This window comes from Thermogemmatispora tikiterensis (assembly GCF_003268475.1).
Lineage (GTDB): Bacteria > Chloroflexota > Ktedonobacteria > Ktedonobacterales > Ktedonobacteraceae > Thermogemmatispora > Thermogemmatispora tikiterensis.
In genome coordinates, this window is record NZ_MCIF01000002.1 from 1,201,959 (window position 1) to 1,221,627 (window position 19,669).

The 19,669-nt window shown below is 60.6% G+C and carries 13 protein-coding genes; 9 read left to right on the forward strand and 4 right to left on the reverse strand.

Going from position 1 to position 19,669, the window contains the following annotated elements:
• The first annotated feature begins 591 nt into the window (after window positions 1–591).
• The 6 genes from A4R35_RS04965 to A4R35_RS04985 all read left to right on the forward strand — a co-directional run bounded on the left by A4R35_RS04965 (window position 592) and on the right by A4R35_RS04985 (window position 7,340).
• Window positions 592–1,227, forward strand: coding sequence for a Chromate resistance protein ChrB (locus A4R35_RS04965; protein ID WP_112427117.1), 636 nt, complete (start codon window positions 592–594; stop codon window positions 1,225–1,227).
• Window positions 1,228–1,510: 283 nt separating this feature from the next.
• Window positions 1,511–1,675 carry a hypothetical protein gene (locus tag A4R35_RS24185; RefSeq protein WP_189361340.1) on the forward strand — a complete coding sequence of 55 codons (165 nt, stop codon included), beginning with the start codon at window positions 1,511–1,513 and terminating at the stop codon, window positions 1,673–1,675.
• Window positions 1,676–2,222: 547 nt separating this feature from the next.
• Complete coding sequence (locus A4R35_RS04970) at window positions 2,223–3,092, forward strand: hypothetical protein (RefSeq protein ID WP_146747118.1); 870 nt, start codon at window positions 2,223–2,225, stop codon at window positions 3,090–3,092.
• Window positions 3,093–3,357: 265 nt separating this feature from the next.
• Complete coding sequence (locus tag A4R35_RS04975; protein ID WP_112427121.1) at window positions 3,358–3,939, forward strand: cob(I)yrinic acid a,c-diamide adenosyltransferase; 582 nt, start codon at window positions 3,358–3,360, stop codon at window positions 3,937–3,939.
• Between the two features lie 126 nt (window positions 3,940–4,065).
• Complete coding sequence (locus A4R35_RS04980; RefSeq protein WP_112427123.1) at window positions 4,066–4,656, forward strand: RNA polymerase sigma factor; 591 nt, start codon at window positions 4,066–4,068, stop codon at window positions 4,654–4,656.
• On the forward strand, window positions 4,653–7,340 hold the full coding sequence (locus A4R35_RS04985; protein ID WP_112427125.1) for a hypothetical protein: 2,688 nt from the start codon (window positions 4,653–4,655) through the stop codon (window positions 7,338–7,340). Before A4R35_RS04980 ends, A4R35_RS04985 begins: the two co-directional genes overlap by 4 nt.
• Before the next feature lie 140 nt (window positions 7,341–7,480).
• Here A4R35_RS04985 and A4R35_RS04990 read toward each other — a convergent pair whose 3' ends face one another.
• The 4 genes from A4R35_RS04990 to A4R35_RS05005 all read right to left on the reverse strand — a co-directional run bounded on the left by A4R35_RS04990 (window position 7,481) and on the right by A4R35_RS05005 (window position 14,994).
• The gene (locus tag A4R35_RS04990; protein ID WP_112427127.1) at window positions 7,481–8,260 is read right to left on the reverse strand and encodes a PHP domain-containing protein; all 780 of its coding nucleotides are present in this window, start codon (window positions 8,258–8,260) and stop codon (window positions 7,481–7,483) included.
• Between the two features lie 14 nt (window positions 8,261–8,274).
• Window positions 8,275–9,498, reverse strand: a complete 1,224-nt coding sequence (locus A4R35_RS04995) for an NAD(P)/FAD-dependent oxidoreductase (RefSeq protein ID WP_146747119.1) — start codon at window positions 9,496–9,498, stop codon at window positions 8,275–8,277.
• 5 nt (window positions 9,499–9,503) lie between these two features.
• Window positions 9,504–10,226, reverse strand: coding sequence for an O-methyltransferase (locus A4R35_RS05000; protein ID WP_223258205.1), 723 nt, complete (start codon window positions 10,224–10,226; stop codon window positions 9,504–9,506).
• Between the two features lie 244 nt (window positions 10,227–10,470).
• Window positions 10,471–14,994 (reverse strand): DUF6788 family protein, encoded by a 4,524-nt coding sequence (locus A4R35_RS05005; protein ID WP_112427133.1) that lies wholly within the window; start codon window positions 14,992–14,994, stop codon window positions 10,471–10,473.
• 434 nt (window positions 14,995–15,428) lie between these two features.
• Here A4R35_RS05005 and recD2 point away from each other — a divergent pair, with 434 nt between their 5' ends.
• The 3 genes from recD2 (at window position 15,429) to A4R35_RS05020 (ending at window position 19,622) form a co-directional block, all read left to right on the forward strand.
• Window positions 15,429–17,768, forward strand: a complete 2,340-nt coding sequence (gene recD2, locus A4R35_RS05010; protein ID WP_112427135.1) for an SF1B family DNA helicase RecD2 — start codon at window positions 15,429–15,431, stop codon at window positions 17,766–17,768.
• 233 nt (window positions 17,769–18,001) lie between these two features.
• Entirely contained in the window at window positions 18,002–18,892 is an 891-nt protein-coding gene (locus A4R35_RS05015) for a sulfurtransferase (protein WP_112427137.1), read from the forward strand.
• A 262-nt stretch (window positions 18,893–19,154) separates the two neighbouring features.
• Window positions 19,155–19,622, forward strand: coding sequence for an iron-sulfur cluster assembly scaffold protein (locus tag A4R35_RS05020; protein ID WP_112427139.1), 468 nt, complete (start codon window positions 19,155–19,157; stop codon window positions 19,620–19,622).
• The last annotated feature ends 47 nt before the right edge of the window (window positions 19,623–19,669 follow it).

Consider the following 19,669-nt stretch of genomic DNA (forward strand, 5'->3'; position numbering starts at 1 on the left):
CCCTATCAGAGGCAGTGATCAGTATCGCCCCAACTCTTCTACTTCCCTTACTGACTCTCACCGCGCGCTCTCCGACTCAGACCGGCGCCAGCTCCGGCCTCTCTTCCTTCTCTCGAGCATTTGCCTGGCCCGCTTGCCTGTGGGCAACAGTGGCTTTCTCCGCGATACCAATTGGTGGCAGGTCTCGGTTTCGATGGCCAGAGGGCTGGATAAGACAAGGCTCGCCGAGAACGGTCTGGCCACAACCTGGTTGAGCGGAATCCATCCACGCCCCTCTCCAGGCCCTGGCATAGGCTATCGCAGCCCACGGGCCGCCAGCCAGGTACTCTACAGTCATTTTCTGGCCCAAGGCCCGCCCGCCGCCCTGATTCCCTCAGAAAGAGGCCAGACAGGATGGCACCAGGCTGCGCAACCCTGTCTTTCTTGAAGCTGGGAGTCGGGGCTTCTATTCTAAGCGAGCCAAGCATTCGGCGCCTTGCTGCCCCGGATGTGCCCTATCTCTCCTCGTGCTTGACTTCTTCTCCCTCCATCGAGTAAGATAGCAAGTGCCAGTAACATATGTTACCGGCATTTCCTCCGGGGGGTTAGCCTATGTCTGAGCGCAGTGGTATGCGCTGGTTGCAACTGACGTATAAAGTTCCAAGTGAGCCTTCACAAAAGCGGGTCTGGGTCTGGCGCCGTCTGCAACATCTCGGGGCCTACCCTCTCCAGCATTCGGTCTATGTCCTCCCTTTCACTGAGGAGGTTGAAAAGCAGTTCCGCCAGCTCGCCAGCGAAATACGAGAGATGGGAGGAGAAGCCTGCCTTTTCGCCCTCGTCGCCCTTGATCCTGCCGACGAAGAGCGGATGCTGGAGACGCTGCTAGAGGCCCGTCATCGCGAGTATGACCAGGTGATTCAACTGGGCGAGCGTTTCCTGACACATGCCGCCTCCCTGGCAGACATCGAGTGCCACAGCGAGGTTGTCCAGGCAGAGCTAGGCGACTGCCTGGAGAAGCTGCACGGGCTTTTTCGCAGTGCGCGACGTCATGATCTGCTCGGCTCATTGACCGCCGCCAAACGGGCCACAGCAGCCGAGCTGCTGGCCAGCTGTGAGCAGCTGTTCCGGATTCTGCTAGAAGGGGATTATTCACGGGCCCGTCGGCTGTTAGCTTTCTATGGAGAGAGCTTAGCTGGCACGGCAGAGGAGAGGCGGCAGCCCGCCGATTCCTCGACGGTCGCTGGTTAGCTCTCGGTTGGGAGGATGAGTACAGGCACGAGCAAGGGCCGGCAGCCGTGCAGACGACCGGACCGGTCAAGCCAGGGAAGAGCTGCACTCAAGCTCGCGCCCCGCGGCTGGCTCTTTCTACCCCAGCCGGCTGGTGCGAGTTGCCTAGCTAAAAGGTTCAGAGACTCCAACTCTGAACTGCTCTTATCCGTATTTACAGTAGAATGAGGAGAGCGTGAGCAAACCAGCTCTCGATGCCTCCTCGCAACTATTGCGCTCGCCGCTTGTGGCGGGAGGAGAGGTTATGCAGCATCAATCTCGAAGGCGCACAACAACAGGTGACGCGAGGGTTGAAACCCTGGCGCTACGGGAGACTTTGCAACGCTATCGCCTGCTCCTGGGCTTGCTTGCAAGCGCGGCATCGGCGCTAGGTACCTATCAGCTGCTTCGGCTCCTCTTACTGAAGTAAGAGATCCAACAAAGCAAGGCTCCAGTAAGATTTAACCTCCGGCAGAGCAGGCAGCCCCGGATCGGCCTCCGACCCCGAGCCTGCTCGTCCAATTGTTAGAAGGAAAGAAAGTAGGTAGACCAGGCAGATCGCTACCGGCAACGAGTGCCTGCAGCGTGCCTCAATGGTGAGGCGGCCCGGCCCCAGTTGCCGTTGCTATGCTCAGCCCCCTTAGATCCTCAGATGGCTCTCCCTGGACCTCCCCTCCGATGCCGAAAAACGAGGCCTTGGTGGTGAGAACAAAGGTAGGGACGAGTGGCGAAGGAGATGATTCCACAGCGAGAGGATACCATAGAAAACGTTGAGCAGTCTCCTTTCTGCGCGTGGCAAGCAAGGGCCAGCTTGTTTCTTTCTTTGGTGGCTGCCCCACCACGGCTGCAGCCCCCGGCCTGGGACCAGATGAGAGGCAGTCTGGCTTCGGGCTTGCGTCTCTCAGTGAGAGCAGGTAGAATCAGCTACATATGGCCGGGTCAAAGCCTGCCGCGGACAGGGGGACACAAGGAGAAGAGTGAACACACCGCTCTCAGGGTCAAATTCCTCGATCCCGGCGCGGCCCGTGCGCGACAGCAGCCCCCGCCGTTTAATGGTCACCACCGGTGTGGTGATCTTTGCCATCCGTGATTGGACACTCTGGGTGCTGCTGCGTGAAGGGCCGTGGGGACCGCCTATGCGCCTTGTGCTCAGTAATGAGACCGTGACCGAGGCGGTGCTTCGCACGCTGCAGGCAGTGCTGCTCTGGCCCGATGAGGCCACCTTGCTGCAGCTAAAAGCGGGCTGGGTAGAGCAGCAGGTCTATGTCTGGGGCAGCGCAGAGCAAGGGGCTGCTGTCTCCCTGATTCATAGTGTACTCTTGCGCGCCAATCGCGATGAGCTGCGCCCTAACTTGCATCGCCACCCAGTCCCAAGCTTGCGCGTCCAATGGACCCCCGTGGCCGAGGTTGAGTCGGGTCAGCGCCAGCTTGACCCCGAGGCTCGCCCCGTGCTGGAGATGGCGCTTAATACCTTACGCTCGGAGATTCAGCGCAATCCAGAGCTGGTGCTGCGCTATCTGGCCGATATGGCAACTCCGCACCGCGATAGCATCGAGTGGTGGCGCCAGGAAACCCATACCGCTCTCAGTAAGGAGACACGCCCGCTGCGTGCCCTCCGCGAACCTCCCAGCGGCGACGGGACACTGACGCTGGCTGAGGCGACGCTACTCTACCGTGCTTTCTTCCCCCCCGATGAGCAAATCGATCTCTCTAACCTGCGCCGTCGCTTTCTGGCCACAAATACCCTGGAACCTTTGGATGAAGAGCGTCCAGTGCGCGGACGCGAGCTAGACTGGCGCCGCGTGAGCCGCGCCTATCGCTACCGCAGTCGCTCCGAAGGCCACTGATCTGTGCTATAGTTAGTGAGAGTGAGCAAGAAGCAGAGACCGGTCAGGCAGTCTCTGACTGGCCGGCACCCGCAAGAGCACAGGTATATCGCGGCTTCGCCTACGATCTTTTCATAGCTCGCTTGCTATTCGGCTGAACACGCTTCAGGCACTGGCTGAAGGCAGCTCCTGCGGCTCAGACTGGTCGAGGCCAAGAGAACAAGCGAGCGCAAGCAAAAGAGCAAGCAAAGGCAGGCCAACAAGCAAGAGAGGAGAGTGGCTAGCAATGGCCAAAGTGACAACCCACGGTGGCGATACGGGCTATACCGGGCTGCTTGGGGAACAGCGCGTCCCGAAGTACGATCCGCGCCCTGAGACCTTCGGCACGATCGATGAAGCCACATCCGCGCTTGGACTGGCACGCGCTGTGGCCAGGGATCCACGCGTCAAAGACCTCATCTACCGCCTCCAGCAAGATCTCTACCTGCTAATGGGAGAGCTGGCTACACCCCCAGAAAATTATGAGAAGATCGGGCTGCGCATCACCGCTGAGCATGTGCAGCGCCTGGAGGCGGAGGCCGAGCAGCTGAAGCGTGAGGTAGAGATCCCCAACCGCTTCATTATTCCCGGCGATACTCTCGATGGGGCGGCCCTCGATTTCGCTCGCACCGTGATCCGTCGCGCCGAACGCCTGGCAGTAAAGCTGCTCCACGACGGCGTGATCCATAACGGCGAGGTGATTCGTTATCTGAATCGCCTTTCCGACGTGGTTTTTATCCTTGCGCGCTCTGTTGAGGTACGTTCCTCGCTGGCAACGTTGCCAGGAAGAGAACCACGTCAGGCATCTGACTCGTCCTCTGCCGAGTAGGCCGCATTCGCCCGTTGGCACTTTTTTCCCTGGCCAGGTCTGGCCAACTGCGACAAAATGGCTCGTCTGTGCATTACCTCCCTGTGAGGGATCCAATTTTTGCCTTTCACCTGGTGATGGGGACGTATGAAGACTCTGGAAGATGAGTCTCGGCTGACGATCGAGGCCTGCCACGGCTCAACAGCAGCCTTCGAGGCTCTGGTACTCTATTACGAGCCGCGCATCAGGCGCATGCTCTATAGCTTAACTCATGATATACAATTAACTCAGGATCTCTGCCAGGAAACCTTCCTGGCAGCTTTTCGTGCTCTGCCACGCATGAAGGGAGAGGAACTGCAGTTCGCCCCCTGGATCTACCGTATTGCCTTGAACCAGCTGCGCAGCGAGTGGCGCCGCCGTCGTCGCATCACCTGGGTTCCCTTCACCAGTCCCACGGGCCAGGTCGATGATTTTTCAGAACCTCCGCCCGAGGAAGCTCTCGTCAGCGATGAGCACTTCGAGGAGCAGGTGATGGAGCGCGACCTGGTGGCTCGTGTGCTGGCTCAGCTCCCCCCGGCTTCCGCAGCTTGCCTGCTCCTGGATGCCGAGGGCTTCTCTTACCGCGAGATTGCCGAGATTATGCAGGATTCGCTGTCAGCCGTGCGCAGCCGCCTGGCCCGCTCACGTCAGGCGTTTCAGCAGGTCTACAAACGGCTTGATCGAGGAGGCCAGTCATGAAGCGAAAAGAGCGACCTGATTCATTATCATGTCCTCTCAGCATCCACTGTCTGCGTCTGCTCGATGAGCTTGATGTGCCAAAGACGCCGGCAAACGCTGAGGGCGAGCCAGAGCCTTCGACCCACCACGGGGACGAGTTTGAGCTACTGAGTCGACTGCGGCGTCATCTCCCTGAATGCCAGATCTGTTCTAGCCTCGTTGCCCAGGCGCGCTATGAGCGTGATCACCAGCGCCAGCTGCTGCGTCAGTTTCTGGAGGACGCAGAGCGCCGTACGCCTTCAACCCAGGAGCTGATCATGCAAGCGATCCGCTCTAGTCAGACATCGGCTGAGGCTGAACAGGAGTCGTTGGCGACACTCAATCACGCCGACCACGGCGGTCAGAACCAGCATCGCCGGCTCCCTTTTGCTGTTCTTAGCCGGCTTCCTGAGCTGACCGCTCAGCAACCTGCCATTCCTCGCGCCCCTCGGCGCTCGCCACTGCGGGAAACGCTGGTCCTGGTGGCTGTCATCCTGGTGGTGCTCCTGTCAACCGGCAGTCTCGGTTATCTCCTGCTACGTGATACTTCCTCCCAGGCACCCGCCTCCTCACCCCCAACAGCTATCTCTGTGAAGGCCTCCTACCAGAGCCTGGTCTGGAAGGCGATTGCGATGGTCGATCCCTTCCCCGATGGCACTGGTCGCTATCACCTCTATAACTATGATCCTTTCAGCGGCCAGAAGCGTCTCTTGACCAGCACCTGCTGCGACGCCACTTCTGCCGTCGACGGCATCGCTCACAGCGGGCGCGATCTGCTCTATCATGACACGCTGGGAGAGGCGCGTCTCTTCCGGACACTTTCCCATCCTGAGCCGATCTTTCGCTGCAGCTGTAGCCAGAGCAGCGCTGTCTGGACAACCGATGACAGCCATCTTTTGATCAGCGCTGGTAGCAAGCTTTTCCTGGTCAACCTGTCCGGTAACAGTCAACCAATCTATTCATCAGATTTATTACAAAATAGTACACTTGCATTCTATTACAACGATTTTCTCTTCTTCATACATCAGGAAACAGAAAAGGAGGTGCTGTATCGCCTCGATCTGGCCAACGGGGAAATACGCTCAATTGCATCCCGGCCCCTGACGGCGGATCAAGGTATGCCCACTTCCACCTCCAGCAGACGCAATGCGTGGTTGCTTAACCCGACCGGCTCGACCATCTACTACAGCGCGGGCAGCGGCCTGGGAGCGACCCTCTACATGGTCAATAGCGATGGAAGCAATCTGCACTCGCTCAACCGACACGGTATCCCACTCGGCTTCGCTGAGGATAACCGCCTGCTTTTCTTGCAGGAGACGAATGGCGCCTTTGAGGTGCGTAAGCTGGGCGCCACCCCCCAGCAAGACCAGCTCGTGGTGGTCAACGCTGCCCCAGGGGCCAGGAGCGTTCTGACCAACGGGCTAGCCCTCGCTCCCTACGGCTGGGCCTTGCTGACGGAGGCCCTTTATCCCGATCATTCACTGCGTCTCTGGGCCACAAACCTGATGACGCATGCCCAAAAACTGCTCCTCTCAGTACCAGCGGCCCAGGTCTCTCAGCAAGGTATGCCACAACTGGTCGGATGGGATCAGCTCCCCGTGAGCAATGAGGCTACTCCCACCCCCTCGATAAACCAGACCCCGGGGAATACCCTTCTGAATGATGATTGGAATGGCCTCTTGCTGGTCTCGGGCGACCAGAGCGGGCAGCTAACTGTCAGCAACTATAACTATGCCAGCGGGCAGCTGCTACAGCTGCTCTCGGCTTTACCAGCCCAGACGGAGATCGACGGAATCTCGCCCGATGGCAGCTCCCTGGCTTATCACATCCCGAGCACGTCTCAGACGGATTACTACGTTATGGATCTGCGCATGACGCCCCCACTCATACGTTTCCAATATCACGTCTCCGGCAGCGGTGGCAACGCCATCTGGCTCAATGCCCAAACGCTGCTGCTCAATACACCCACCGCTCTGTTACGGGTCAATATGCAGCAATTGCAGCCCAAGGCGGTCATGGCCGCGCTTCCAGACACACGCCTGGCCTTCTACAGCGCGCCGTACCTGTACTTTGTGGGGCGCGTCGGCAGTAACCAGCAAGCGCTTTTCCGCCTGCCCCTCGGGGGAACATTTGACCAGCGGCAGGCGATCACGCCGCCGGTTCAGAGGGCCAGCACCGATTTCTGGCTCAGTCCTGACGGGCGCACTATCTACTATGTCAATTACCATTCTGAGGCGCCGGGTATCTACGCTGTTGACAGCGATGGAGGGAACCGCCATCGTCTGCGCCCTTGGGGAGTCCCCATTGGCTATGCGGAGGATAATTCGCTCATGGTCATGCGCTATCGCCAGGGCAGCTTTGAGGTGGTCAAGCTGGGTCTGACTCCAGCCCAGGACCAGGTGCTGCTCCAGAACGTCGCCCCCGGTGCGAGCACCCTCTGCGCAGGTCGCCCCATCCCAGCCTCAGCTACACCGATCGATGCCGAGCTGATCTGCTCGAATAATGTAGCCCTGGCCCCCTATGGCCATCACCTGGTCGTGCAGGCCTACTACCCTGACGGGCATTCCACCCTGCTGGCCTATAATCTGGATAACGGCCAGCAGCTCTCAGCTCAGACTGCCCCGACGAGCAAGCTGATCGGCTATAACCGCTATCCGCCAGCCTGAGCTAAAGCAAGCGTTGCTGTCTACCTCTCAGGGCGGGCTGACCTCCGATCAACGAAGACCGGATCAGCCCGCTCACTCAAACGCCGCCAGGGCGACTGACGGCTTCTGGCGCTCCGGGTTCCTTTCCGATCCGTGCTCTCTCAGAGGCGATACTCTTCAGCACTCATATTGCGCCAGATACGAATCCGCTGAATGCCGGCCTCGCGCAGCAGCTGTTCACTGGCCTCGTGGCTGGTGGCCAGGCTCGACGGATAGTGAGCATCTGAGCCGACGCTCACCGGCGTTCCCTGCAAAGCACAGGCTCGTACGAGACGGCGCACCAGCTGGGGATAGGTGGCGACATCGAAGCCATTGATTTCGAGAGCCACATCACAACGTGTGGCCTCGGCAGCGAGTTGCTCCAGCTCCTCATCGATATTGGCGGGCAAGTGTCGATTCTCAACGAACAATCTGACTGGATGACTGATAACACTAAAGAAGCCCGAGCAGACAGCCTGACGCAGCAACTCCATATAGCGTTGCCAGGCTCGTTCTGCCTGGGCCACCTCCCCCCAGCCTTCCTCGTTCTCCAATTGCTTTCCATCAATCTCATGAACCGAGCCAATGAGAAAATCCCAGGGGTAGCCCTGCAGCAGCTCCCGCACTGCCTCAATTTTGTCAGGAATAAAATCGATCTCCAATCCCAGACGGACGTCGAACCGCAGAGCCTGCCCTGCCTCCTGCACACTCTCAATATAGTCAACCAGGGCCATCTCTGGCCCCTCCAGCGGCATATGCGCAAGGAGTGGACGTATCTCGCGCATCTGAAAGACATGCTCTGAGAGACCCAGCACGCGCAATCCCCGCTCCCGGGCCTCGCTCACCATCGCTCTGGCTGAACTACGGGAAACATGGCTATGAAAGTCCGTATCAATCGTCATTGCCTCTCCTCTGTTTAAAGCAGCCGCGTCGCAGGCAGCAATCGGCCCTCGCGGAAGCGTTGGAGGCCGAACTGCTCGATATCGAGCGTACTGCTTTTGCCGGTGGTCAGGTAGTCGGTCAGGAGCTGTGCCGCCAGCGGAGCATGCATCAAGCCATGCCCAGAGAAGCCGCAGGCGCAGAGGAAGCCCTCGACCTCGGTTGGACCCAGCACCGGATGCTCATCCGGCGTCATCTCATAGAGGCCGGCCCAGGCCCTTCGGAGGCGCAGACCAGCTAGCGCCGGAAAGCGGCGGGGGATGACACGCTCTATCTGGGGCCAGACGCCAGGATCAAGCGTCAGGTCAAAAGCCGGCGTCTCCAGAGCACGGCTGGCCGCCTGCTCTGCGGGAGAAGGCTGATGGGGCAAACCCAGGAGCAGGCCACCATCGCGCCAGCGAAAATGGAAGCCTGTTGCCTGGTCTACCACCATCGGCAGCTCGGCTGGCAGCCCAGCGACCGCCTCGCAGAGATAGAGCTGACGTCGTAAAGGATAGACTGGGAGATCATCAATCCCGACCAGACGCGCCGTCAGGGCCGCATAGACACCAGTGGCATTGATGACCAGAGGCGTAGCCACTCTCCCCTGCGAGGTCTGCACGGCTTGTACGCGCCCCCGAGTCGTCTGAATGGCCAGGACAGGACATTGCTCGTAGACTTCCACGCCCAGCCGACGCGCTGCCCCTATGAGCGCGCGCGTCATGGCTGCGGGGTCCGTGTAGCCGTCGGTCGAGCAGAAGCTGGCGCCGCGCAGATCTTCTGTGATCAGTGACAACCCCGGCCAGCGCGCTACCACCTCCATCGGCGTCAGCAGCTCACTGGGGACGCCAAGTCGCTGCTGGAGGGCAACATAGCCCTGCATGGCCTGCCAGGCTTCATCGTCGCTGACCAGGAACAGGTAACCATACTGATAGAATGGGGGAGGAGGCGGGGAGGCTGGAACCGCTTCGGCCTGCATCTCTGCAATGAACTGACGATAGAAGCGCAGACCCTCACGGGCAAAGATAATATCCAGCTCGTCGGCGAACTGTTGACGTAGCCCTCCCGTAGCACGTCCAATCGAGCCAGAGGCCACAGTCTCGCGCTCCAGAACGACTACCTCACGCATTCCACGACGGGCGAGCTGATAGGCCAGGACTGCGCCCATAATGCCACCGCCAATAATGGTGATGGCCGCCGTTCTGGTCGTGCCTCTCGCCACAGCGATCACCCCTCACGCACCAGGGTCACCGTGAACCCGTCGCGATAGCCCTCATCGATATTGAGAGCCAGCGAGAAGAGACGGGGGTCGCTCGTAATGCGCCGACAATATTCGACGATGCCCGCCGTAACCTCGTCCACAGGCTCATGGATGAAGCGCCCATCCCGCAGGCAGTTGTCGGCCACAATGATGGTGCCAGGATGGCTGAGTTGCAAGGCCCAGTCGAGATAGCGCGGATAGGGCGGCTTGTCCGCATCGATAAAGATCAGGTCAAACGGTCCTGCGCCTTCATCGACGAGTGCAGGGAGCAGCTCCAAGGCCCGCCCAAGACGGATCTCTACTCGCTCGCCTACGCCAGCATGCTCAAAGACACGACGCGCGACGCTGGCATGCTGGGGATTCATCTCTAGCGTGATCAGGCGCCCATCCGGTGGCAAGGCGCGCGCCAGCCAGAGACCGCTATAGCCCCCCAGCGTGCCAATCTCCAGGATGGTGCGAGCTTGAGAAACAAGCGCCAGAAACTGCAAGAGCTTGCCCTCGATAGGGGAAATATTGATCTGCGGCAGCCCGGCCTCTGCACTGGCCTGGAGGGCATACCGCAGCGCTTCGTCCTCCGGGGCAAAGACTCGATTAATCTGCTCCTCAAGCTCATGCTGGATCTGCACCAGCCGGCGCAGACCCAGCAACTCTTCCTCAGTCGTTGGCCGTTGCTCACGAATTTCGCTCAAGTTGCTCTGCTCCTTTATCTGGGCATGATCTGCCGCCGCCAGCGCCAGGTGAGCCGCAGCGTCAACCACGCCCACCACCATAGCGCCCGGCCCTTGAGAGCAGCATCAGCATCACAGGTAGCCAGCCAGCATCGAGGGCACTTCCCAGCCTTGTTGACGCTTTCGCTCCCGACCTGCTCTCATTGTATGGCTGTCGGTCAACCAGTGTCAACCTGGCCTCAGCGCTCAAGCCAGCAGGAGAAGCTCAAGGCATAGCCTTGAGAGCAGCAGCCAGGAGAGGCAACGATGGCCAGGTAGCAAGGAGAGTCTCGGCCCACTGGAGATCAATCGCAGCCTGCGCTTGCCCAAAGAGCGTCTGCGCCTCTCTCAGGTAGGAACGGGCCTTAGCCTGCTGCTCGCCCCCGCACTGTCTGGCCCCCAGAAGAGCCAGATGGACTCCATAGCTATGCAGAGTGCGCGCATAATCAAGGGTCAGCTCGCTCTCCTCAAAAATACGTGCAGCCCGCTCAAAGTGGGCCGCTGCAGCCTCGGCCTCTCCCTGGACCGCGAGGATGCGAGCCAGCAGACGGTGGGCATGACCCAACGTCAGGCGATTCTCCTGTCGGTCGGCGCTGGTCAGCAGATCGAGGGCCACTCGTCTGGCCACCTCCAGGCGATCGAGCAGGAAAGCCACGCTGGCTTGCAGATAGCGCCCCTCTAAAGCTACCTCGGCATCCAATCCTTCGTAGCACAGCGCGCGCTCTAAGGCCCGTTGACCCCGCAGAAGCAGACGGCGATAGAAACAACTCTCGCGGCAGCCATGTTGCTCTGGACGAGAGCCAGCGGGAGAGGGCTGGCGCTGGCGCAGGCATGCCAGGCAGATGGCACTGGCCTGAGCTAGCCGCACCTCGGCCAGCACAATACGAGCATGGGCGATTGTGCGCGCGTGCCCGATGGCCCGGCCAGTCAGCAAGGAGCGCTGGATGCAGTGCAGAGCCTCATCGAGCTTGCCCGCACTTTGCAAAGTCTCAGCCAGGGCAATATTACACCAGGCCATGTGTTCGCGCTCCTGGGTCCGCTCGGCCAGGGCGAGGCTCCGCCGGAAGCAGGCTTCGGCCTCGCGCAGATCTCCACAGCGACGGGCCAACTCGCCCAGGTTGCCCGTGACAAAGGCCATATTGGGGAGATCTCCGGTGCGCTCCGTCAATTCCAGCGCCCGCCGCATGTAGGCCCGTGCCGCCTGATGATCGGCTACCAGGGCATGGGCCGCCCCTAGATTACCGCAAATCTGAGCCATAGCCATCAGACACTCATGCTGCTCATAGATGGTCAAAGCCGTATGCAGATGCTGCAAGGCTTCGCTCGGATGACCCAGCCGCGCGGCGATTACTCCGAGGGTCTCATGGGCATGGCCCAGCTCCAGCGGGTCACCCGCTATGGCGCGCTCACTCAGCGTTGGCAGTTCCTGACCCGCAGCCACCGGCGCCGGCCCTTGTCTCATGGCTTCCTCCAGCATGTCCAGCATCTGCTCAACCTGGCGGCGCGCCTCATCATAGTTGCCCTCCAGCGCCGAAAGGTTGCCTTCTTGCAAGAGAAGACAGGCGCTGGCTGGACTCTGCAAGGCGTCGACCTCGCGCAGAGTGCGTTTCCCCTCTTCAAGGCAGTGACGGGCCTGGGCAAAATCGCCGGTCCTGAGCCAGGCCAGGCTCATCTCACGCCAGATGATGGCCTGAATCTGGGCTTCGTGCTGACGTCGCCTGTGCAGTTGTTCCCCATCTGGCCGCTCTGGCAGGCGACGCTCCCAGGTCTGTAGCGAGCGCTGGCGCAGAGCCAGAACGCGCGCATAGAGGCGGCGCGCCTCGCTGTAGTTCCCCTGCATCATGCAGCACTCGCAGACATGCTCTAAGAGACGCGCGAAGTGAAGCAGCTCCTCCTCACCGGCGCTCGGCAGGAGCTGATCGAGCGAGGGAGCGGGATCGGCGTCGGCTTCGGGCGGCAGGTACTCGACGCTTACTACGGCTTGACGCTCCAACGGGGGCGGGGGCGGCGCCCCGGCCAGGGCCAGCAGAGCCAGACGGTAATAGTATTGGGCTTCACCATAGGCAGCCAGTCGATAGGCCCGATTGGCCGCCCGCTCAGCGTAGCGCGCAATGCGGCTGCCCTCGCTGGCTCCACGGATTAAATGGTAGGTCACTGCCGCCGCTACCTCTTCCTCGCGCTGGGGATTGAGCGTCAGCAGGGCCTCAGCCGCCCGACGATGGAGCTGAATGCGGCGCGCCACCGAGAGACTCTGATAGAGATGGCTTTCAATGAGCGGGTGCCAGAAATGGTAGCTCACCTGCCTGCCATTCTCCTCTTCAATCAGAAGACCGGCGCGCAGAGCCTCCTCCAGGAGATCCAGCACCTGCTCCTCCTGGGGATGAGGGAGCTGACCGCTGTCCATGAAGAGCAAATGGCTGAATTCGAAGGGTGCCCCGAAGACTGCCGCCTTACTCAACAGCGTTTGACAGGCCGTGCTGAGCTTGCTGAGACGTCGATCTAGCACAGCGGCAATGGTCGCGGGAAGTGCAAGTCGACCCTCTCCTGCCCCCGCAGCGGTCTGCCCGGCTGAGGCCGCCCCCCCTTCGCTGGCTTCACGCTCCAGATAACGCGCCAGCTCTTCGGCAAAAAAGGGATTCCCGTCCGCCTGCGTCTGAATACTGTGTACGAGACGGGTCGGCAAATGAGAAACGAGCTGCGCAATCTGCGCCGCCGTCAGCGGTTGGACCGGCAGCGTCAGGAGCACCTGCTCACGCTGGAGATCGTTGATGAGAGTGCGTAGGGTATGGGTTGGCAACAGCTCCATGTCGCGGCAGGTCCCCAGGAGCAGTATCGGCTGCTCACGCAGATGACGCGCGAGATAGCTGAGTAGCTCTAGACTGCTCTCATCGGCCCAATGAAGGTCATCGAGGACTAACAGAAGGGGTGTGCGCCGGCTGAGAGCTGAGAGCAGGCTATGCGTGGCCTCCCAGAGATGGAGACGCTCTTGTTCTACTGGTAAGACCAGCGGCGCTACCCCGGGCTGCAGCAATTCATGTAGTTCGGGCAGTAAGGTGCAGAGACGCTGCAGGTGAGAGGTAGAGAGGCCCAACTCCATCAGGATCTGGGAGGTTGAGAGCGCCTGAGCAGCCAGTCGGCTCTGCAAGAGCGTGCGCAGCAGCTCGACCCAGGGGCAGTAAGGGATAGCCCCTTCCTGTTCATAGGAGCGGCTCCAGACTACCTGCCAGCCCTGGCGTCCAGCCTCGTCGCTCAGCTCCTCGGCGAGGCGTGTTTTACCAATACCCGCCTCGCCGGTCAAAAGCAAGAAATGAGGTGACGAGAGCGAGGGCTCCGGTGTTGGGACTTGTTGACCGTCCACTGGCTCCGGGACAAGACTGTCCGCCCTGCCCGAGCTTTCGCTGGGGCGAGCAGGGCCTAAGATGGACAGCAGCTGCCGCATGATCGCTAATTCACGCTCGCGCCCGATCAGCGGCGTCCGTTTATGGCGTCCCGAGGGGAAGTGGGGATTGGTCACGGCTCGCACAGGCGCAGTCGGCGCGGCGGAGCGAGTGAGAACTGGAGGCTGCGCAGTATCGAAGTGGGCACCAGCCTGAAGAGCGAGAGTGGCAGGTGAGTGGGACGATGGTGAAGCAGCCCCAGGCCCTGTAAGCGCTGGTGAGGCGGCAGCAACGGTCGCTGGCCCCAGTTCCCCGCTGCGCAGGGCTTCATAGAGACGACGCGTCTCGGGCAGCGGCTCGCTGTCATACTCGCGCTCCAGGACCTCGGTCAGGCGCTGATAAGCCTGCAAGGCCTCGACGCGCCGATCCAGGCGCATCAGAACCATCATCAACTGGCGTACCGCTGTCTCATGGGTGGGATCGCTCATCAGTAGCCGATCCAGCGGCTCAATAGCGCTGGCCAAGGCTCCACGCCGGACTCGCAGCTCGGCAAGCTGCAGCAGCATCCCCATCCAGCGACGGCGCAGCGCTTCCCGTCGAGGCTGAGCCCACTCTGAATAGAGTTCCTCAACCAGAAAGTCACCGCGGTAGAGGGCCGCCGCCTCCTCTAGTAGCCGCTCAATCTGCAAGGGATCAGCCGACTGCTCAGCCTGCCTGATCTTCTGCTCAAACTCATCGGCATCAACCCAGATGATGCTTCCGTCGGCCAGCTCCAGCACTTCATGCTGAAGGCGCAAGAGCGTCGAGGAGGCCGGACGCCGGATCTCTGGCTCCAGCAGCAGGCGCAACTCATGGACGGCACCGTTGAGACGATTGGCCGCCGTTTCGCTATCAAGATCGGGATCAGGCCAGAGCGCTTCCATGACCTGCTCCCGTCCCATGCGACGCAAAGGGTGACACAACAGGCAGCCTAATAGGGCACGGGCCCGCCGCCGCTGCCAGCGCCGTCCATCATCCTCAATCCAACCGTTACCGCTGCGTCGCTCCACCCGAAACTGACCAAGGACATAAATGCGTAACAGCGGCCTGGTTTCGCTACGCCCGCTACGGCGCTCGCGCTCCCCTATCACAATGGCACGACTACCCGCAGCTGCCGGCCCCCGCCGCGCGGAGACAGAGACTGCCGATAGCCGCTGACCTGCCTGCTCCACCTCCGCTGGCAGCTGCGCCCCAATATACTTGCTGACAGTACGCCCGTTCTCACTCCAATAGGCGTACCAGTAAGGGCCATGTCCTGCTCCCTCCCGGCATTTCCGGCAGCGCTGCTTGCCACAGCGCGTGTACTGCTGACGATAGGTCACCTTGCTCTCCATTGAGTCCTTTCCCTCTGGCCCAGGCCATTGGTCGAGGTCAGTTGCATCGACTCTCTATCCTTGCCGCACTACGAGATGCAATAGCAGCGTCGTAACAGCTACCAAGAAGAAGAAACACGTTCATAGCCTGTTTTACTGATGCATCGGACTTCACAATGAGAGCTATCCCGTCATCAAGAAATATATACGAGTTCATTATAAGACGCCGACCGTTCTCATCAGTATTGGTTCCTTAACCAATAGCCCGATTGGACAGCCAGCGCCGTGGAGAAAACCGTTGTCTCTTCAGACCACTGCACGCGCCGTTGACAGGGCCACGGCAGCAGGCTAAGATAGAAAGGACACGCGCGGTGACACACCCTTGCTCACTCGCCTGCACCACTGCTCCATCAGCAAGCAGTTCAGTCGCACGACCCGACCCAGAAGTGCCAGGCATGCCAACACTTCAAGGCTCTATTGAGAGCATCGTTTTTCATAACGAGGAAACGCACTACACCGTTGCACGTTTTCGCCCCAGCACCGGTACTGGCCGCGGCTCGTCCCGCTCGTCCCGCGACGGTCTGCTCACTATTGTCGGCACCCTGCCAGGAGTGCGCGCCGGCGAAGTGCTGACCGTGGAAGGCGTCTGGGAATACGATCCGCGCTACGGCCACCAGCTCCATGTGACGAGCTTTAATCAACGCTTGCCCACAAGCACCGAGGGCATTATTCGCTACCTCAGCTCTGGCCTGATTAAGGGCATCGGCCCTAAAAAAGCCCGCACGCTCGTTGAACACTTCGGCGAGCAGACGCTGGCGATTATTGAGCAGCAGCCCGAGCGCCTGGCCGAGGTGCGCGGCCTCAGCGAGAAGGATCGTACGCGCATCATCGCCGCCTGGACCCAGCAGCAGGAAATGAAGGAGGTGCAGCTTTTTCTGCAGACTCATGAGATTCCACTGCATCTGGCCAGCCGCATCTATCGCCAGTATGGGGCCGAGAGCGTCAGGGTGGTACGCGAGAATCCCTATCGGTTGGTCCAGGATATCTATGGGATTGGCTTCCGTACAGCGGATGAGATCGCAACCCGGCTGGGACTGCCGCGCGACAGCCTGCCGCGCCTGGTGACGGGTCTGACCTATGTGCTCGCCCAGGCAGCCAATGAGGCCGGCCATTGCTATTTGCCGGAGGATGAGCTGCTGCTGCAGGCACAACGTATCTTGCAGGTCCCTCGCTCAGCACTGGAGCAGGCTCTGGAACAGGGGCAGCACGAGGGTGAGCTTTTTATTGAGCCGGCCCCGCCTGACACAGAGAGCCACGAACCGGACCCCGATTGGCCCCTCTTCAAGGATCTCGGATCAGCCTCCAGCGCAGCCGTTCAGGCCGAAACCGACCCACTCCTGGCCTTGCCAACAGCTCCTGCCGGAACGGCCCAGCGACGGATCTACTATGGCCCCTTCTGGCACGCCGAACGCGGCTCCGCTCGCCTGCTTAAGCGGCTGCTGCGGACGCCTAGCCGGCTGCCAGCAGTTTCACCAGCGCTCTGGGAACAGGTCTTTCAGCATCTGGAGGTCAGGCGCCAGCTCCAGCTAACAGAACGACAGCGCGAGGCCGTGCAGACGGCTTTTACGCGGAAGGTCAGTATTCTGACCGGTGGCCCCGGGACAGGCAAGACCACCTCGCTGCGCGCGCTCCTGTTACTCCTGCGCCGTCAACGGGTGGAGGTGGCTCTTACAGCCCCTACCGGGCGCGCCGCCAAGCGCCTCAGTGAGGCCACGGGTCTGCCTGCCCAAACGCTTCACCGCTTGCTAGAGTATACCCCTCACGACGGCCCCTATCAGCGCCATGAGGAACGCCCCCTGAGTTGCCAGTTCGTCATTGTCGACGAGTGCTCGATGGTCGATATTCTTCTCTTCTACCATCTGCTCAAGGCTCTGCCGCCAGAGGCCCATCTGCTGCTCGTTGGTGATGCCGACCAGCTCCCGTCGGTTGGCCCAGGCAACGTACTACGCGATCTCTTGCGCAGCGAGGTCATTCCAACCACTCACCTGACCGAGCTGTTTCGCCAGGCTCGCCAGAGTCGCATCGTGGTCAGCGCCCACCACGTGAACGCTGGTCTCTTGCCCGTGGTCAAGAACGAGGAGGGCAGCGATTTCCTCTTTCTACACGAGAGCGATCCGCAGCGGGCCCGCTCCCTGATCCTTGACCTGGTGGAGCGCCTTCTGCCGACTCGCTACCACCTTCATCCACGCGCCGACATCCAGGTGCTCTCGCCCATGTATCGCGGGCCACTCGGTGTGATCAGTCTCAATGAGCTACTGCAGCAGCACCTGAATCCACGCACCGAGGGCGAGCTGCTGCTGGGCAAACACCGCCTGCGCGTCGGCGATAAGGTCATGCAGGTGCGGAACGACTACGATAAGGGGGTCTTCAACGGCGACCTCGGCTGGATACGCCGCATCGACCACCAGGCTGCAACCGTAACGGTCGAATTTCAGGAAGAGGCCGGCCCCCAGCTGATCGAGTACGAATTTGCTGAATTGGACGCGCTGACTCTGGCCTACGCGGTCACGATTCATAAGAGCCAGGGGAGTGAATACCCAGCGGTAATTATCCCCCTCTTTTTGCAGCATGCTCCGCTGCTGCAGAGGAATCTCCTCTATACCGCTATCACGCGCGCTCGACGGCTCTGTGTTCTGGTGGGACAACGCCAGGCCCTGGAACAGGCCATCCGCAACGACCGCGTGGCACAGCGCAATACCGCTCTGGCCGAGCGTCTGAGAGCTTTGCTAGAGTAACATTCCATTTTCTCGCTGCTCACCTAAAAGCACGCTCGTACTTCAATAGCCCGAACACGGCTTGCCTTGGGTCTCGCACTGCGGTAGAATAGAAACTGAATTGACATAGTCAACTACCGCCTGGCTGCGCAGACCACTCTTTCTAAGAGTGGCGGTAGACGCGCCCCAGGCTGGCCGCTCTCTTGTAGCTGTTATTCTAGAGTATTCCGTACTGGAGTAGGGAGGACGATTCTATGCCAGAGACAGAGGCCACAACGGCGGGCCAGGGCCAGAGCACGCCCGCTGGTTACGCTCATCCCGAAGTCTTGGTGGAAACCGACTGGGTGGCGGAGCATCTCAATGATCCCAACGTGCGCATCATCGAGGCCGATGAGGATGTGTTACTCTACGAGACTGGCCATATTCCTGGAGCTGTCAAGCTGGACTGGCATGTCGATGTCCAGGACCCGGTGACGCGCGATTTTGTCAACCGCGAGGGCTTCGAGCGTCTGATGCGTCGTTGGGGCATTCGCAACGACACGACGGTGGTGCTCTACGGCGATCGCAATAACTGGTACGCCTGCTATAGCTTCTGGCTGTTCACAATGTACGGCCATAAGCATTTGAAGATTATGAACGGTGGACGCCAGAAGTGGGAGGCCGAGGGGCGACCGCTGACGAAGGAAGTGCCCCATTATGAACCAAGCGAGTACCAGGCGCCGGAACCAGACGAGTCGATTCGCGCCTTCCGCGAGGATGTGCTGGCCACCCTGCACCAGTCCGGCTACGGTCTGGTTGATGTACGTTCGCCCCAGGAGTATACCGGCGAGCTAATCCATATGGTAAACTATCCCCAGGAAGGGGCCCAGCGTGGTGGACATATTCCCGGGGCCAAAAATATCCCCTGGTCGATGGCTGCCAACCCTGATGGAACCTTTAAGTCCGCGGAGGAGCTGCGAAAGCTCTACGGCGAGCAGGGGATCACGCCCGATAAGGATGTGATTACCTATTGCCGTATCGGTGAGCGCTCCGCCCACACGTGGTTTGTGCTGACACAGCTGCTCGGCTATCCACGCGTGCGCAACTACGATGGCTCCTGGACAGAGTGGGGCAATATGGTGCGCGCGCCGATTGAGAAGCCCTGACCTGGGATGGGATCAGCTGCCCGACATCAGAAGCCGCAGCTGGTCCATTCTCCGCACCAGCGCTGGCACGGAGAGCCTGCCTGGATAGACAGAGCACCCAGGATGGAACGAGACGGGGCCATCCCCGGGCAGAGGGAGGTAGCGCGCCTAACCGCGGCTGTCAATCTTTTCGCCAGCGTCGCTCTATCGACGCCGTGGTTGTCTGCCTCTCCGACAACGGTGGAGGCCCCGTTGCTTTTGCTGGAAAGTTCCGTGATGCCTTATGGACAGACAAGAAGCCATTGAGTTTCTGCTTGATCACTACGAGAATCCGCGCAACTATGGTCCTCTTGAGGAGGCCGATGTCAGCTTGAAGGGAGGCAATCCGGGTTGCGCCGATGTGATCACGATGTACGGGCGTTTCGATGAGCAGGGCCGCCTGGCTCAAGTGCAGTGGGAGGGCGAGGGATGTACTATTAGCCGCGCCGCCGCTTCCTACGTGACCGAGTTGACGCGCGGGATGACGGCAGAAGAGATTGAGAACCTGAGCTTTGAGGATTTGATCGAGGATCTGGGACGCGAGGTGGTGATGACACGCCCCACCTGCGCGACGCTGGCCCTGGGCACGCTAAAGCGCGGCGTACATGAGTACCGCATGCGCAAGCTCTCGCAGCAAAGCGATCTACCTCAGCAGGCTCAAGAGCAGTCGCAGTCACAACACCCGGGATCAGCACAGCAACAGTCCTCCTGACCCGGCCCACGGCCCTCTCGTGCCGTACCTGAGACCTAACGGCAGAC

Excerpts from the sequence above, each read along its gene's own strand:
- A4R35_RS04985 (WP_112427125.1), top strand. The coding sequence starts at position 4,653 with ATGAAGCGAAAAGAGCGACCTGATTCATTATCATGTCCTCTCAGCATC.
- A4R35_RS05015 (WP_112427137.1), top strand. The coding sequence starts at position 18,002 with ATGCCAGAGACAGAGGCCACAACGGCGGGCCAGGGCCAGAGCACGCCC.
- recD2 (WP_112427135.1), top strand. The coding sequence starts at position 15,429 with ATGCCAACACTTCAAGGCTCTATTGAGAGCATCGTTTTTCATAACGAG.
- A4R35_RS05020 (WP_112427139.1), top strand. The coding sequence starts at position 19,155 with ATGGACAGACAAGAAGCCATTGAGTTTCTGCTTGATCACTACGAGAAT.
- A4R35_RS04990 (WP_112427127.1), bottom strand. The coding sequence starts at position 8,260 with ATGACGATTGATACGGACTTTCATAGCCATGTTTCCCGTAGTTCAGCC.
- A4R35_RS04980 (WP_112427123.1), top strand. The coding sequence starts at position 4,066 with ATGAAGACTCTGGAAGATGAGTCTCGGCTGACGATCGAGGCCTGCCAC.
- A4R35_RS04975 (WP_112427121.1), top strand. The coding sequence starts at position 3,358 with ATGGCCAAAGTGACAACCCACGGTGGCGATACGGGCTATACCGGGCTG.
- A4R35_RS05005 (WP_112427133.1), bottom strand. The coding sequence starts at position 14,994 with ATGGAGAGCAAGGTGACCTATCGTCAGCAGTACACGCGCTGTGGCAAG.
- A4R35_RS24185 (WP_189361340.1), top strand. The coding sequence starts at position 1,511 with ATGCAGCATCAATCTCGAAGGCGCACAACAACAGGTGACGCGAGGGTT.
- A4R35_RS04965 (WP_112427117.1), top strand. The coding sequence starts at position 592 with ATGTCTGAGCGCAGTGGTATGCGCTGGTTGCAACTGACGTATAAAGTT.